Origin of the sequence: Vitiosangium sp. GDMCC 1.1324, from assembly GCF_003044305.1 — a bacterium.
In the GTDB taxonomy this organism is placed as follows: Bacteria; Myxococcota; Myxococcia; order Myxococcales; family Myxococcaceae; genus Archangium.
Map to the genome: position 1 here is coordinate 154,326 of NZ_PZOX01000019.1, position 16,146 is coordinate 170,471.

The following is a 16,146-nucleotide window of genomic DNA, read 5'->3' on the forward strand; positions in this document are numbered from 1 at the left end:
CGAGAGCTGTTGCGCGACCTGCCGTTGCACGTTGCCCGCGCTGGTGGGCCAGTGCCCGGCTGGGCTTGACCCGGTTACGTGGACAGTAGGGTTATGGTGCCAACTTCTGCGGTAAGGCCGCAAGCTCAAAATCCACGGGGCTGACGTAGCCCAGCGTCGAGTGCCGCCTCTGCCGATTGTAGAAGACCTCGATGTACTCGAAGAGGGCCAGCCGAGCCTGCTCGTGCGTGGCGAAGTCGGCGGTGTAGACGAGCTCCTGCTTCAAGGTGCTGAAATAGCTCTCCACCACGGCGTTGTCCCAGCAGTTGCCCTTGCGTGACATGCTGCATTGAATCCCGCGAGCGGCCAGCGCCTGCTGGTAGTCGGTGCTGGCGTACTGGCTGCCCCGGTCCGAGTGATGCAGCAGCCCGCGCGGCGGCTGGCGTCCCTTGAGCGCCATGTCCAGCGCGTTGAGCACCAGGTGCCGGTCGATGTTCTGGCTCATCGACCAGCCCACCACCTTGCGTGAGAAGAGGTCCATGACGACGGCCAGGTAGAGCCAGCCCTACCTCGTCCCCACGTAGGTAATGTCCGTGGCCCAGGTGCAATCGGGCTGGCCGGGGGAGAAGTTGCGCTCAAGGATGTTGGGCGCCACGGGCTGGTTGTGGCGTGAGTCCGTCGTCCGCACGAAGCGGCGCTTCTGGCGGGCAGCCAGCTCTTGCTGGCGCATGAGGCGGGCCACGCGCTTGCGGCTCACCAGCTGCCCACGGGCACGCAGCTCGGCATGCACGCGCGGGCTACCGTACGTGCCGCGGCTCTCCTTGTGCACCGCCGTCACTACCTCGGCCAGGGTCCGGTCCGCCTTGTGCCGCTCGGACTCCGGGCGCTGCTTCCAGGCGTAGTAGCCCGAGCGCGAGACGCCCAACTGCTGGCACATGAAATCCACGGGAAAATGGGCCTTCTGCGCCTCGATGAACTCGAATTTCACTTCGAGGTCTCCTTCGCGAAGAAGGCTGCTGCTTTTTTTAGGAAGTCACGCTCCATCTCCAGATGGCGCACTTCCTTGCGCAGCCTGACCAGTTCCTCCCGCTCGGCCGTGGAGAGCGCGCCTGCCGGCTCCTTGCCCTTGTCGCCGTCTGCCTCGCGTACCCAGTTGCGCAGCGCCGACTCCGTCAGGTCCAGGTCCTTGGCCACCTGGGGCAGGCTCTTGCCGCCCTCACGCACCAGCCGGACCGCATCGGACCTGAACTCCGGGGTGAAACTCCGCCTCTTCCTTCGCTCCATGGACACTACCTCCCGTGTAGCCGACTTATTGGGTGTGTCCACAAAACCGGGGCAGGCTCATACCACGGCTGCGACATCATCAGTCGCGGCGCGCGGGTGGTGCGCGACTGACACTCCGTCCGCCCTCGCCCCTCACGGGCGGTAGCTACAGAGGAAGACGCGCGCGGCGTGAGCGACCCTGGCGCGAATCTGCTCGTCCGTGAGGCTCTCGAGGACCCCGAGCTGTGCCCGGAGGGGGATGTCGCCCTGGCAGAGGGCCAGGAAATCCAGGGCGGCCTGCGCGGGGTCCTCCAGTCTCAAGGCCCCCGTCGCGCTGGCCCGCTCCAGGTAGCGGGTCATCCTCAGTTGTGTGGGCCTCAGGCCATGCTCGAACAGCGCCACCCCGAGCTCCGGAAAGCGGTCCACCTGCGCCGCGAAGATGCGGTACCGCTTGAGGGTGGCAGGTGAGAGGAGCAGGCGCAGCACGGCCTCTCCAATCAGCTGGAGGTCACGCTCCAGGTCGCCCGACGGCGTGTCCAGCACCTCGCGCAGACGCTCCTCCAGCGCTCGCCCCTCTTCGGAGAGGCATGCGAGGAACAGCGCCTTCTTGTCCTCGAAGTGGTTGTAGATCGTCGCCTTGGAGACTCCGGCACGGGCGGCAATCGCATCGACGCTCGCCCGCTCGTACCCCAGGTCACTGAAGACCGCGGACGCGCCACTGAGAATCTGCGCACGCTTGGTCGGCGAGAGTTCCGCTGGTGTCTTCCTCATGTTCCGCCTTTCTCACTCGCCATGGCCCGCCTGTCTCTCCTCTGAATAGAGTAAACTGAACGGTTTAGTCTTGACGAGAACCATCTTCGGACTTATTTCCCGTCCAACTGAACTGAACGGTTCAGTTTGTTGTCGGTTGCCTCGTGGATGCCCCCTGCCGGGCCCTCCGACCGAGGCCGAGGGAGAGATGGTGAAAACAGAATCGGTCTTGATGAGAGCAGCCGAGCGGGAATGTGCCCGCTGGCCCTTTCCCACTCCGCGGGTCAGGGGCTTGGGCGTGGCCGCTCTCGGAGCCCTGCTTCTTGGGGCATGTGGCGACAAGCCGGGCGCTCCAGCTGGCCCGGGTCCTTCCGGTCCCGTGGAGGTGGGAGTGGTGCAGCTGGCCGCGGCGCCCGTGGCGCTCGCCAAGGAACTGCCGGGCCGGACCTCCGCGTACCGGGTGGCCGAGGTGCGCGCCCGCGTCAACGGCATCGTGCTCAAGCGGCTCTTCACCGAGGGCAGCGACGTCAAGGAGGGGCAGGTGCTCTTCCAGATCGATCCCCAGCCCTACCAGGCGGCGCTCGACAGCGCCAAGGCCACGCTCGCGCGGGCCGAGGCGAACTTGGAGCAGAACCGTCTGCTGGCGGAGCGCTCTACGGAGCTGCTGGCCGCGCGCGCCATCAGCAAGCAGGAGTATGAGAACGCCATCGCAGCGCAGAAGGTGTCCCTCGCGGACGTCGCCGCGGCGAAGGCCGCCGTCCAGACGGCGCAAATCAATCTGGGCTACACCCGCGTCACTGCCCCCGTGTCGGGCCGCATCGGTCGCGCGGAGGTGACCGAGGGCGCCTACGTCCAACAGGGCCAGGCCACCCTCATGGCCACCGTGCAGCAGCTCGATCCGCTCTACATGGACGTCTCCGAGTCGAGCGCCGAGGTGCTGCGGCTCCGACGGGAACTGGAGAGCGGGCGGCTTCAGCGCGCGGACGCCACGCAGGCGAAGGTGAAGCTCTTCCTGGAGGACGGCACCGAGTACCCGGAGCCGGGCATGCTGCAGTTCTCCGACGTGACGGTGGACCCGTCCACGGGCTCCATCACCCTGCGGGCGCTCGTGCCCAACCCCCAGCAGCGGCTGCTGCCGGGCATGTTCGTCCGCGCGCGGCTGGAGGAGGGCGTGGACCCGGACGCGCTGCTCGTGCCCCAGGCGGCCATCACGCGCGACCCCAAGGGCCAGGCGACGGCGCTCGTCGTCGGCGCGGAGAACAAGGTCGAGCCGCGCACGCTCGTGGCGGAGCGGAGCGTGGGTGACAAGTGGCTCGTCACCGAGGGGCTGGCGGCGGGGGACCGCGTCATCGTCGAGGGCCTGCAGAAGGTGCGGCCGGGCAGCGAGGTACGCGCCGTGCCCGCCGCCGGGAGTGCTCCCGTCATTCAATCCACGCGCTGAGCCCAGCTCACCGCATCCGCGAGAACTTCCGTGGCCAGATTCTTCATTGACCGACCCATCTTCGCGTGGGTCATTGCCATCATCATCATGCTGGGGGGCGCGCTGGCGATTCTGGGCCTGCCCGTCGCCCAGTACCCGGCCATTGCTCCGCCCATCGTGAGCATCAGCGCCTTCTACCCCGGTGCCTCGGCCAAGACGCTCGAGGACACCGTCACGCAGGTCATCGAGCAGAAGATGAACGGGCTCGACCACCTGCGCTACATGGCCTCGTCGAGCGACTCGGCGGGCAACGTGACCATCAGCCTGACCTTCGATGCCGGCACGGACCCGGACATCGCCCAGGTCCAGGTGCAGAACAAGCTGCAGACGGCCATGGCCTTGCTGCCGATGGAGGTCCAGAAGCAGGGCCTGCGCGTCAACAAGGCCGTCAACAACTTCCTGATGATCATCGGCTTCACCTCGGCCGACGGCAGCATGAACCGCTACGACCTGGCCGACTACGTGGCGTCCAACGTGCAGGACCAGCTCGCCCGCGTGTCCGGCGTGGGTGAGGTGCAGCTCTTTGGTGGCCAGTACGCCATGCGCATCTGGCTCAACCCGGACCGGCTCACCAGCTACAAGCTCACCCCCGCCGACGTGAGCGCCGCCATCCAGGTGCAGAACGCGCAGGTTTCCGCGGGCCAGCTCGGGGGCGCGCCCTCCATCGAGGGTCAGCAGCTCAACGCCACCGTGACGGCGCAGAGCCGTCTGCAGACGCCGGAGCAGTTTCGCGACATCCTCCTGCGCGTCAACCCGGACGGTTCGCAGGTGCGGCTGCGCGACGTGGCGCGCGTGGAGCTGTCGGGTGAGTCGTTCGCGGCCACCAGCAACTACAACGGCAAGCCCGCCACGGCGATGGCCATCAAGCTGGCCACGGGCGCCAACGCGCTGGACGTGGCCACGGCGGTTCGCGCTCGCGTCGACGAACTCGCGAAGTTCTTCCCGTCCGGAATGCAGGTGGTGTACCCCATGGACACCACGCCCTTCGTGCGGCTGTCCATCAAGGAGGTCATCAAGACGCTCATCGAGGCCATCATCCTCGTGTTCATCGTGATGTACCTCTTCCTGCAGAACTTCCGCGCCACGCTGATTCCCGCCATCGCGGCGCCGGTGGTGTTGCTCGGCACGTTCGGCGTGCTCGCGGTGGCCGGCTACAGCATCAACACGCTGACGATGTTCGGCATGGTGCTGGCCATCGGCCTGCTCGTGGACGACGCCATCGTGGTGGTGGAGAACGTCGAGCGCGTCATGAGTGAGGAGGGCCTGTCCCCGAAGGAGGCCGCCCGCAAGTCCATGGGGCAGATCACCGGCGCTCTCGTCGGCGTCACCTCGGTGCTGTCGGCCGTGTTCGTGCCCATGGCCTTCTTCGGCGGCTCGGTGGGCGTCATCTACCGGCAGTTCTCCATCACCATCGTCTCCTCCATGGTGCTCTCGGTCCTCGTAGCGATGACGCTCACGCCGGCCCTCTGCGCCACGCTCCTCGCGCCGGTGGCCGCCGGTCATGGCCACGAGCGGCGCGGCTTCTTCGGTTGGTTCAACCGTGCCTACGAGCGCGGCAGCCACAAGTACCAGGGGCTCGTGGGCGTGCTGCTGGGACGCGCGGGTCGCTCCATGCTCGTCTATGTGGCGATTGTCGGCGTCATGAGCCTGCTGCTCGTTCGCCTGCCCACTGCCTTCCTTCCGGACGAGGACCTGGGCTTCGTCTTCACGATGGTCCAGCTGCCGCCCAATGCCACGCTGGAGAAGACCACCGAGGTCCTCCAGAAGGTGTCGGACCACTACCTCACCCAGGAGAAGGACGCCGTCGAGTCGGTGATGGCCATCGGCGGCTTCAGCTTCGGCGGCCGCGGGCAGAACGCCGGCCTGGCCTTCGTGAAGCTCAAGGACTGGAGCGAGCGCGAGTCGCCCGCGCTGAAGGCCAAGGCGCTGGTGGGCCGAGCGATGGGCGTCTTCTCCCAGATCAAGGAGGGCATGGTCTTCGCCTTCGTTCCCCCGGCCGTCCAGGAGCTCGGCAACGCGACGGGCTTCGACCTGCAGTTGCAGGACCGGGGCGAACTTGGCCACGACAAGCTCATCGCGGCGCGCAACCAGCTCCTCGGGCTCGCCGCGCGGCACCCGGCGCTGGCGAAGGTGCGCCCCAACGGCCTCGACGACGCGCCCCAGTACCGCGTTGACATCGACCAGGAGAAGGCGGCGGCGCTGCGCCTGTCGCTGGCCGACATCAACAGCACCCTGTCCTCGGCATGGGGCGGCACGTACGTGAACGACTTCATCGACCGTGGCCGCGTGAAGAAGGTCTTTATGCAGGCGGACGCGCCCTACCGGATGCAGCCGGAGGACGTCAATCGCTGGTACGTGCGCAACGCGCTCGGAGAGATGGTGCCGTTCTCGGCCTTCGCCTCGGGCGAGTGGACCTACGGCTCGCCGAAGCTCGAGCGCTTCAACGGCCTACCCTCGGTCGAGATTCTCGGCGAGGCCGCGCCGGGCTACAGCTCCGGTGAGGCGATGAGGGCCATGGAGGAGCTCGTCCAGCAACTCCCGCCAGGCATCGGCTACGAGTGGACGGGCATGTCCTACGAGGAGCGGCTGTCGGGCTCCCAGGCGCCGGCGCTCTACGCCATCTCGCTGCTCGTCGTGTTCCTCTGCCTGGCGGCGCTCTACGAGAGCTGGTCCATCCCCGCGTCCGTCATGCTGGTGGTGCCGCTCGGCGTCCTCGGCGCGCTGGTGGCGGCGCTGATGGGGGGGCTCAGCAACGACGTGTACTTCCAGGTTGGCCTGCTCACCACGATTGGCCTGTCCGCCAAGAACGCGATCCTCATCATCGAGTTCGCCAAGGATTTGTACGAGCAGGGCCGGAGCCTCAAGGACGCGGCGCTGGACGCGGTGCGTATGCGCTTGCGCCCCATCATCATGACGTCGCTCGCGTTCATCCTCGGCGTGCTGCCGCTGGCGCTCGCAAGCGGAGCGGGCTCGGGCAGCCAGAACGCCATCGGCATTGGCGTCATCGGCGGAATGGTCTCCGGCACGGTGCTGGCCGTCTTCCTCGTCCCCGTGTTCTTCGTCGTCATTCTCCGCAGGTTCTCGAGGGCGCCCACCGCGGCGCCGCAGGTACCTGCCACCGCCGGAGGTACGGTCCATGGTTAGGCATTTTCTGCTGGCCACCGCGAGCGCGGTCCTGCTGGCGAGCTGCACGCTCGCGCCGAAGTACCAGCGTCCCGAGGCTCCCGTCGCCTCCGCGTTTCCAGGAGGGGAGGGCGGCGAGGGGCAGACGGGCGTCCACGCGGCCGACATTGGCTGGCGGGACGTCTTCGGGGATGAGCGCCTGCGGGAGCTCATCTCCCTGGCCCTCGAGAACAACCGCGGCCTGCGCATCGCCGCGCTGAACGTGGAGCGCGCCCGGGCGCAGTACCACATCCAGCGCGCGGACCTCTTCCCCACGGTCAACGCCACCGCCAGCGACACCCTCCAGCGGATGTCCGCCTCCCAGAGCCCGACGCGCGAGCCCCTGGAGCTCAGTGCCTACAGCGTGGGCGTGGGCGTGACGGCCTACGAGCTCGACTTCTTCGGCCGGGTGCGCAGTCTCAACAACCAGGCACTGGAGCAGTACCTCGCACTGGGCGAGGCGCAGCGCAGCGCGCACCTGTCTCTCGTGGCGGAGGTCGCCCGGGCTTATCTCACCCAACGTGCGCTCGACGAACAGCTGGCCCTCGCCCGCCAGACACTCGAGACGGTGCAGGCTTCCTTCGACATCACCCGGCGCAGCTACGAGCTCGGCCGGGCTTCCGAACTGGATCTGCGCACGGCGGAGACCCAGGTCCACGCCAGCCGTTTCACCCTGGAATTCTATAAGCGCCAGTACGCGCAGGCGGAGAACGCCCTGGTGCTCCTCATCGGCCGCCCCCTGCCCGCCGAGCTTCCCGCGCCGCGGCCCCTGTCCAACCAGCAGCTCCTCGCGGACCTGCCCGCGGGACTGCCGTCGGACCTGCTGCAGCGCAGGCCCGACATCCTCCAGGCCGAGCACCAGCTCAAGGCGGCCAACGCGAACATCGGGGCGGCGCGTGCCGCGTTCTTCCCGTCCATCACCCTGACGGGTTCCGGTGGCTTCTCCAGCACGGAGCTCGTCGGGCTCTTCTCCGGCGGTGCGGGCGTCTGGAGCTTCGTGCCCCAGATTCGTGTGCCCATCTTCACGGGTGGCCGGCTCCGGGCGAACCTCGAGGTGGCGGAGGTCTCCAAGTCCATCGAGATTGCCCGCTATGAGGCCACCATCCAGACGGCATTCCGCGAGGTGGCGGATGCCCTCGTCGCCCGCGCCTCCTTCGAGGAACAGCTCAAGGCGCAGACGGATCGGGTGACGGCGGAGGAGCAGCGCTTCCGCTTGTCCGAACAGCGCTACCGGGCGGGCGTGGACAGTTACATCACGCTGTTGTCGGCTCAGCGGGACCTCTACAACGCCCAGCAGACGCTCATCGACGCGCAGCTCTCCCGCATGTTCAACCTCGTCAACCTCTACAAAGCGCTCGGCGGGGGATGGCTGGCGAGCACGCTGCCACCGGGGACGAGCGCGGGCGGGTAGGTAGGGGCCGTGTCGTCGAGCCGGTTGGAGGGACGACAGGGGGCGAGGGCCCCCGAGATGAGTCGTGAGCGGGAACTACACTACTACATCCTCCTTCGACGAGACTCGACTCGAAGCGGCGTGGCGTCAGACGCGGCGCCACCGGCTGGATTGATGGATGCCCTGGTCGGGCAGGAGGAGGTCGAGTTCGTCATCCTGGTGCTCGAGGACGATCACCCGCGTGCGCGCGCGGGCGAGGGCCGCCGGCCACTCGAACCACAGCTCATTCCCGGGAAAGGAGAGATGGACGCGCCAGGTGGAGCCCGCGATGCGATAGGGGTCGGAGCCCACCACCTCCACCCGGCCGTCGGGATGGAGGGTCCATTCATGCTCGGATTCGGGCTGCGTCGGAGTCCGTCCATCGAGGTAGAGCGCGCTGCAGCGCCAGGTCCCGGGCAGCCAGTCGGGCCGATAGGGTCTGGGCGCCGGACAGGGTTGGAGCCCCGAATCGGTCGAGAGGAGCATGTTGACGCGATCGAGCGCGGTGATGGGGACACCGTGAACGAGACGCCCGGGGCATGCGTCCCAGCGCTCCTCCCACCAGGCCAGGCCGAAGGCGGGCGGCATGGGCTCTCGCTTGAACCTCCAGGAGACCTTGCTCGCGCCGACGCGAAAGAGCGCCTCCTGCTCCGCGACGCGACGCTCGTCGGCGGCGAATCGTTGCCACTCGTCATGCAGGCGCCGCACCTCTCCACGCGGCAGCCCCTCGGCCTCGAAATACCGGTGGAGGTTCTCCTCGAATGCCTCGTCGCTCACCTCCAGGCTCATGGACGGCCTCACCTCCGCAGCGCCTCGAACTGCTCGAGAACCTTATATACCTCCTTGAGGTCCACATCCCGGACGCGCCGCAAGAAGAGCAGCTCGTTGAACAGCGGCTCGAGCGGATTCAGGAGCGCCTGCGCCTCGCTCCTGGGCTTGCCCTGCGCACTGGCGATGGCCTCTCGCAACTTCTGGAGCGAGCCCCGGATGTCGACGTCCTTCTTCGGCGCCTCGCCAGCGCCGTCGAAGAACCAGCCGCGGGTGACCTGAGCGTCGCTCTGCTGGAGAACCCAGAGACCCCCGTCGAGGTCCACGGAGAAGAACGGGCCCTGGGAAATCCCCTTCTGGATGAGGTATTCGCCGGAGATGCGATAGGGGCTGCGAGGTGCGTCAGGCGAAGAGATCGTCGGCTGGAGGCTCTGTCGTGGAGCGTAGGGGAACGCGGGGCCGGTTCGCGAGAACGATTCGACGCGCTGCTTCGCCTGCTCGAGACTGGAGACCTCCAGGTTGCCGCTGTATTTCTCCAGGTCGCGCAGGAAGCGGAGGAAATCGGAGACCTTGCCGCCCCCGGCGGCCTTCTGGAAGCCGCTCTGGTACCAGAAGAGCAGGGGCCTGGGCGAGAGGCCGACGAGGAAGGCGCGGTCCGTGAGCAGGAGCTCGGCGGCGAACTCGGGGCTCATGGCTCCGAGCATCTCGCCTACCCCCGGGCGCGCGAGCCAGGTGGCGAGCTCGGTCGACTGGCCCTCAGGGAGGGCGACGATCACCCGATTGGCGTGATCGGTGGGGAGCCGGCGCAGGTTGGCGAGCGCCTTCGCGCGGGTGTCGTGGCTGAGCCCGGGCGCCGCCCGCTCGAGAGCCTCGGCGGCGAAGTCCACGGAGCCGGTCGAGGTCGGGAGCCGAGGTCGGGGCACGGGTTTGATGCGCGGCACGTCCTCGTCGTCCTTGGCCTTATGGCCGTGGCTCGGTGGTGCCAGCGCGGGTAGGGGGGCACCATAGAGGTCGTGAATCTGCTTCTTGGTTTCCTGGATCTGCGCCTTGAGGTCGCTCTCCAAAACCTCCACGCCGGAGCCGAGGCGACGCAGCTTGACCTCTCCCGTCTTGGGATCGACGTCGGCGAAGAACTGGTCGAGTGCCAGCGTGTCCACCATCTCCTGAGCGGAACGCCTCCGGGCGACATCCTCGACCTGTCCGACCATCTGGTTGAGCTTGCGCAGCTCGACCTCGAAGCCCTTGAGTACGTTGGCCGCCGGATCGGCCGCCTTCATCGCCTTCTGGTGTGCTTCGACACGGGCGGCCTCGTCCCCCGCCTTTTCGGGGGCCGTGCGTGCCTGGGTGACGGCGACGCGACCCCGGCAGGCCCGGGCCACGGCCTGCACCAGCTCGGGAATGTAGGACTGCAGCGCTGGATGGAGTGAGAGCGTGATCTCATCGCCGCCGAGCAACATGAGCGCGTTCGTTTCCTGGCGCAGTTGCTTGAGCACGGCGTCTTCCTCTGGCGTCCTGTTCGGCTTCTTCTCGAGGTCGGCGATGGCCCGCTGGCGGAACTGCTCGTGGATCTTCTGGACCTCATCGGACGCGCGGCGCTTGAACTCGATCAGCGCATCCGTGGCTTCCTTCGACGCGCGGAAGAGTTCCTCTCCCTTGAGGTTCTTCGCGCTGACCGCTTCCATCTGCCGGGTGTATGTCATCAATGCATCGAGGCCGAGATCGATGATGTCGGCGTTGATGAGGATCCGCTCGGAGGAGGTGCGCGCGCGGTTGTAGAAGGCGGCCTCGGAGGCGGTGCCCATCTGCGGCACGATCTGCCCCGTGACGTCCTGCTCCAGCATCGCCTGGACCTGGGCGGGATCCACGGGCCTGTTCTCGCGCAGGGCGTCGGCCAGCGCTTGCGCCTGCTTCATCCTCCCCGGGAGGACGTCAACGCTCTCCTTGCTGGTGAAGCCCTTGAAGAAGTCGAAGGCGTTGATGTGATTCATGTACTTCTTGATGAGTTCGAGTTGCGCGTGCTCGTTCGACGGCAGCTCATCCTTGGTGATCTTGTCCTTCCGGACGTCGCGCAGGATGTGCTCGTTGGGCAGCAGCTGTCCGGCTTGTTCGACGAAGATCCGCTGGGGCCGGCCCGCGATGGTGAGGATGTTGCCACGAGCGATGATCTGGGTGCGCAGCGCGGCGGCGCTGGCGGCGAAGCCGAGGAAGGCCTTCTCATCGAAGACCCGACCGCGCGTGTCGCCCCCCGCCGCCTCCTGGGCCGCCTGGCCATCGGTCCCCCCACTGCGCGCCATGCTGGCCGCCTTGGAGGCGTTCATCTTGGCCTCGAGCGCGGCTTGATAGGCGGTCTGCTCGGAGGCCATGGCCGCACCGCCGCCCCTGACCTCGGCGAGGCCGAATTGCATGTCGAAGCGGAATCCCTCGGGCCCGGCCCGCTCCAGATCGGCGAGCACCCTGTCGATGTTCTCGACACGCTTCTTGGCGTCCTTGTACTGCTCGCTGTCCTTGTTGGCCGCGTTCTTCTCGAGCTCCGCGGTCCAGTTTCGCTTGCCCTCCTTGAAGGCGTCCTTGAGCACCCTGAACATGCCCAGGTCGACCCGGCGCATGCCCTCGGCCATGAGGCGCTGCAGGCGCGCCACGTCACCAATCGTAGTGGTCATGGTGAGGCTTTTGTACGACTGCTCGACGATGCGGATGCTCTCGCTGGCCTTCTCGTTGTAGGGCAGGCCCTCGAACGCCTCGACGAGGACGGAATTGCGCGCGGGGATCACGAGCGTGGAGTTGAGCTGGTAGCCGATGAGCTTGTCGTTCATCGTCTTGACGCCCGTGGGCCCGCCACCGGGCACGACCAACGTGATGACGATCTTCGCCTTTCCGGCCTGGACCTGCTCGAGCAACGTGAGATCGGGCACTTGCCGCTCGATCTCCCTGGCCAGTGACTCGCGTGCCGTCGCGTCCGATGTTCCAGGCTGCTCGGCCTCGAGCTTCCCGAGGTTCTCCGAGGTCTCCCTGGCCTGCTCCCAGGGCTCCTTGAGGGCCTCGACCTCGACCTTGACGTTCTTCCTGGCCTTGGGATCGACCCAGAGGCGCTGTGCCTCCGCGACGGCTCTGTTCAGCTCGGCGGGAGTGTATTCCTTGCCGAGCACGACTACGGCACGGCCGTCCTTGAAGCGCAGCTCCGCGCCCCGTGCCGCCGTTCCCTGGACGAAGCGGACCTCGCCGCTTGCGACGAACCCGCGCAGGCCCTCGGAGAGACTCGGGAACTGCTGGACCTCGGCGGGGGGGACCTCGTTGTTGTAGAGGACCTTGTCCGCGTTCGGTGGCTGCTGGCCCTCGGGGTAGAACCAGCGGGTGACGCCGTCGGTGTAGGCGACCTCGAAGACGCCCTCGCTCCTGGGCCGGACGTCCGTGATGATGCCCTGCTGCTTGAGCCGCTTCAGATAGAGGTCGATGTTGCGCGCCTCGCCCCGGTAGCTCTGCACCGTCTCGCTCTTTTCCTGGAGCTGGAGGCGGGCGGCCTCGCGCAGGTTCTGGAGCAGGGTCCGTTCCGCGAGCGTGGCGTCGGAGAGCAGCTTCTGCTGTTCCGCTTTGAGCATGCCGACATCGACCATGCGGTCGTAGATCGAGCGGAGCTGGGCGAAAACGCGGTCGGCCTTCTTCAGGAGGGGATCGAGTTTGGCCGGATCGCTGCCCTCCTTGCTCCACTTGTTGATCTCGGTCTCCACCTGCTGGCCCGCGCGCTGCGCTTGCTCGTACTCGGCGTTCAGCTTCGCCTTCGCGGCCTCGACCTTCTGGGGGTCGCCGATCCTGGGGAGGGACCCGAGCCTCTGGCCGAAGTGGAGGGCCGCCAGGTCCAGGGCGGTGCGTGCCCCGGTCTTGGCGATCGCGCCGAGGACGTTCTCGAGCGTGCGCTCCTCGGGCTTCATGTTCCAGATCGTCTCGCCGGACGCCCAGGCCCAGAGCGTGGCGAAGGTGGCGCCGGTCTGCATCACCCCCAGTTTCTGCAGCGCCGCCTGCTGCTCGGCCTCGGAGAGGGTTGCGCTGATGCGACCGAACCGGAGGCCGACCAGGAAGCTCACTCCATGGAGGATGCCGAGGGTGGCGAGGTCCACGCCAGCCTGCTTGGCGAACTCGGCCGCCGTTGGCAGCTCGCCCTTGAACACCGCCCGGGTGGCGGAGCTCGCGGTGGTGAAGATGAGCGAGCCGATGGCGAACTTGAGCGCCTGTTTGCCGAGCAGTGCGGCGCGGCCGCCCCTGTAGAACCACTGCACGGCCTTCATGGCCTTCATGGCCTTGCTCATCGCGCCCATGCCCACCAGCGTGGCCGCGATGTCGAAGAACCACTCCTGGCGCTGGTGGGCCTCGGCCAGGTTCTTGAGGCGCTTCTCCGTGCTGTCGAAGAGATCCTCGACGACGACCGCGGCCTTCTGGAGGGTGTCCTGCTTCGGCATTCCGCCCGCGTCGAGCTGGGCGGAGAGCGGGTCGATCACCTGACTGATCAACCTCTGGACGTGGGCCACGTCGGTCCAGAGGATATCGTCCTGCTCGAGCACCCCGTGCATGAGCGCCGCGCCGATGCGGAAGGCATTGCTGAGGGTGGTGAGCGCCTGGAGGCGTTGGAGCTGGGCGCTGATGTCCGCGCCCTCGGCGCCCAGGAACTTGAGACGCTCGACGAGCGGCGCCTCGGCCCTGGCCTTGAGTTCGCCCAGCTTGTTCATCTCGGCCTGGAGCCGGTCCACCTCGGTCTGGAAGATGGCCCATTTGGCCGACCTGTCGCCAATGTGGATCCTGCCTCCGCGGGCATATCCCTGGAGGAGCTCGTCCAGGTACGGTGGAGGCTGCTTGAGATCCGGGAGCATGCCCTTGCCGGTCTGGGCATTCAGGATGAACTGCCGGGTGTAGGCCAGGATGAAGCCCGTGTGGGCCTTCTGCAACTGGCCCAGGGCCTCGTCCTCGCCCGGTGTGGCCAGCCGCGAGAGAACGCGCTCGATCGCGGCTCGGCCCTGGGTGACGGCGGTCACCATTTCCTCGGGACTCTTCGGATCCTCCTCGGGGAGCATGCCCTGGAGCTTGATCGCCAGCTCGAGCGTGAGGAGCGAGCTGTCGAGGCGTTTGGCCACGTTCGGAATCTCGGCCGCGGGAGTCTTGCGCAGCTCCACTTTGCGCTGCTCGAGGTGCGTGACATGGGCGCCCGCGAGAGACGGCAGCTCCTCCCGCATCTTGAGCACGAGGACGTCGATCTTGCGCTCGAGGCTTTCGGTGCCCGTCCCCCGCGAGTACTCGATCCCCGCCTCGACCTTGGGCGGCGGCGCGAGAACGCTCCCGCCGAACCTGGCGGCGAGCCGTACCGCGAAGGCGTGGAGTTCGCCGTAACGCGCCGAGGATCGTTCCGAGGCCGTGCGCTTGAGGTACGCATCGACGCGCCGCACCCCGTCCTTGCCAAGGCCTTCAGCGAGCTCCTCGAGCTCGGCCACCGGCCGTGACGGCAGCGACTCCGAGAGCGCGAGGGTGCGCAGCCAGCGGTGTGCGGCCGCGACGACCTCGGGATACTCCTCCGGGGTCTCGGTGACCTCGAAGAGCGCGAGCGACATGCGGTGTTGCTGTGGACCGTCGAGCAGCGCGTCGAGCTGGGTGGTGTCCTTCGCTCGCAGCAGGCTTCGCACGAAGGTCTTGAAGGCGGTGTCGCTGACCTGGAAGCGCGCTTCCGCTTCCTTCGCGTCCTTGTTGGCGGAGGGTGGGGAATAGAGCCGGAGCCGCGCGTCGATGGAGGGCTTGAGGTCCGGAAATCGCACCAGGTAGGCCTCGAGCTGAGCCCGGGTCATGCTGTCGAGCGCCGCATCAACGGTTCGCTGGACCGCGGGCAGATCGAGCCCGCGCTTTTCGATGACCTTGGCGAGCGCGGTATTGCCGAGCGAGGCGAGCGCATCGTTCGGATGGGCGACGGCGAACTTGATGCCCTCGAGCATCGGGAGGGTGAGGAATCCGCCTTCGGTCATGGCCGTGGCGGCCATCGCCCGCTGGTGACTCGCCCCCTCGAGGCAGAGCGTATTGAGTTCGTCGGCCCAGAGGAATGCGCTCGACTTGTTGCAGAGGCGCAGGAGGAAATCGCCCGTAAGCCTCCCGCTCTGGTAGTCGGCCACGCTGCGTGGATCATTCACGATCTCGAGCAGCCGACGCTTGCAGTCGGCTTCCGACATGTTGGCGATGGCGGCGGGATCGTAATCGTTGGCCGCGGTCTGCGCGCCGTCGGGCGCGTCGCCCGTCTTCCGCTGGATGACCGTCCCTGGCGCGCCCGTGTCGCGCATGGCCTTGTCCGCTTCGGCGAGGAGCGCGTCCATGCCACCTTCTTCGGCGCCCAGGGCTTCAATGGCGGCGATGAGGTTGGAGGCCTCGTCTCCTTTTGGCTCTTCCTGCTCGAGCTGCGACTCTTCGTCGGGATGAGCCTGGGCGGGCTCGCGGCCGTGATCAGCCTGACGCTGTACGAGTGGACCGTCAGCCGGCTGCGAACCGGCGGCGTCTCCCCGCGCCGCGCGCGCCCTCTTCACATCCGCCCCGTGCTCCGGTGCCGGCTCGTCATGGAGCCCGCCTTCCTTCCCCTGCGTCGTCGCTCCGACCCGGCCGGCTTGCTGTTGCACCACGTGCGCCAGCTCGTGCGCGAGCAGGCCCCTGCCCTCCGTCGTGTCGGGCGCATACTCCCCTCGGCCGAACACGATGTTCTGCCCAACGGTATAGGCTCGCGCCTGCACCGCCTGCGCGGCCTGGTCATTGACTTGCACGCGCACCTGGCTGAAGTCGTGGCCGAAGCGTGGCTCGAAGAATGCGCGCAACTCTTCTGGCAGGGGCTCGCCCCCGCGCGACGCCTCACGAACGGCCGTCCCGGAATCGAGCCCTGCCTCGCGGCCCGGAGATGGCCTGTGCGGAGGCGGCTCCCCACCCTGGCGCTGAACGATGGTGGTGGACGCCGCTCCGAAGAAGCTCGGCGCGCTCATTCGCATCACCTTCTCCGCGATCTCGTCCGCTTCACGTTCGGAGGCGTCGCCCGGGGAGCTGATGGCGGGCTTGCGCTGAACCAGCGGTATCCGCTGCTCCGGGGCCCCCTGGCCGTCGTGCGCTCCTTCCGAGGCAGGGCCGTAGGCGGAGCGCGTGGGTCCCTTTGCGACCGGGGCTCCTCCCTTGTTGGGTTGAGCCTCGGGCGTGCGTTGCATGGGCGCCTTCATGAACGTCATGCGGAGGCCCTTTCTCAATGAGAGTCGAAGCCAGCACGATACCCCTCCCGATCGCGTGGCACTGAATTATTAGTGGAGATGGTCGGAGG

The 16,146-nt window shown here is 67.5% G+C and carries 6 protein-coding genes and 1 pseudogene; 3 read left to right on the plus strand and 4 right to left on the minus strand.

The window, feature by feature from the left end; all coding sequences use genetic code 11:
• Window positions 1-97: 97 nt before the first annotated feature.
• Window positions 98-1,263, minus strand: a pseudogene (locus DAT35_RS41410) (IS3 family transposase); the annotation flags it as partial.
• A 132-nt stretch (window positions 1,264-1,395) separates the two neighbouring features.
• Window positions 1,396-2,013: a TetR/AcrR family transcriptional regulator gene (locus tag DAT35_RS41415; protein ID WP_108074814.1), complete on the minus strand. Its 618-nt coding sequence runs from the start codon at window positions 2,011-2,013 to the stop codon at window positions 1,396-1,398.
• Window positions 2,014-2,383: 370 nt separating this feature from the next.
• On the opposite strand from DAT35_RS41415, the gene DAT35_RS41420 reads away from it, so the two are divergent.
• The 3 genes from DAT35_RS41420 to DAT35_RS41430 are packed head-to-tail and all read left to right on the plus strand — an operon-like array spanning window position 2,384 to window position 8,045.
• Window positions 2,384-3,433 (plus strand): efflux RND transporter periplasmic adaptor subunit, encoded by a 1,050-nt coding sequence (locus DAT35_RS41420; RefSeq protein WP_304466082.1) that lies wholly within the window; start codon window positions 2,384-2,386, stop codon window positions 3,431-3,433.
• A 30-nt stretch (window positions 3,434-3,463) separates the two neighbouring features.
• A complete protein-coding gene (locus DAT35_RS41425) occupies window positions 3,464-6,616 on the plus strand; it encodes an efflux RND transporter permease subunit (protein WP_108074816.1) in 3,153 nt (1,050 codons plus the stop codon).
• Window positions 6,609-8,045: an efflux transporter outer membrane subunit gene (locus DAT35_RS41430; protein WP_108074817.1), complete on the plus strand. Its 1,437-nt coding sequence runs from the start codon at window positions 6,609-6,611 to the stop codon at window positions 8,043-8,045. The genes DAT35_RS41425 and DAT35_RS41430 overlap by 8 nt, the downstream gene beginning before the upstream one ends.
• 126 nt (window positions 8,046-8,171) lie before the next feature.
• Here the strand turns inward: DAT35_RS41430 and DAT35_RS41435 are convergent, their stop codons facing one another.
• Together DAT35_RS41435 and DAT35_RS41440 are read right to left on the minus strand one after the other, a co-directional pair.
• Window positions 8,172-8,852, minus strand: a complete 681-nt coding sequence (locus DAT35_RS41435) for a hypothetical protein (RefSeq protein WP_108074818.1) — start codon at window positions 8,850-8,852, stop codon at window positions 8,172-8,174.
• A gap of 8 nt (window positions 8,853-8,860) precedes the next feature.
• On the minus strand, window positions 8,861-16,057 hold the full coding sequence (locus tag DAT35_RS41440) for a DUF4157 domain-containing protein (RefSeq protein WP_108074819.1): 7,197 nt from the start codon (window positions 16,055-16,057) through the stop codon (window positions 8,861-8,863).
• Window positions 16,058-16,146 lie beyond the last annotated feature (89 nt).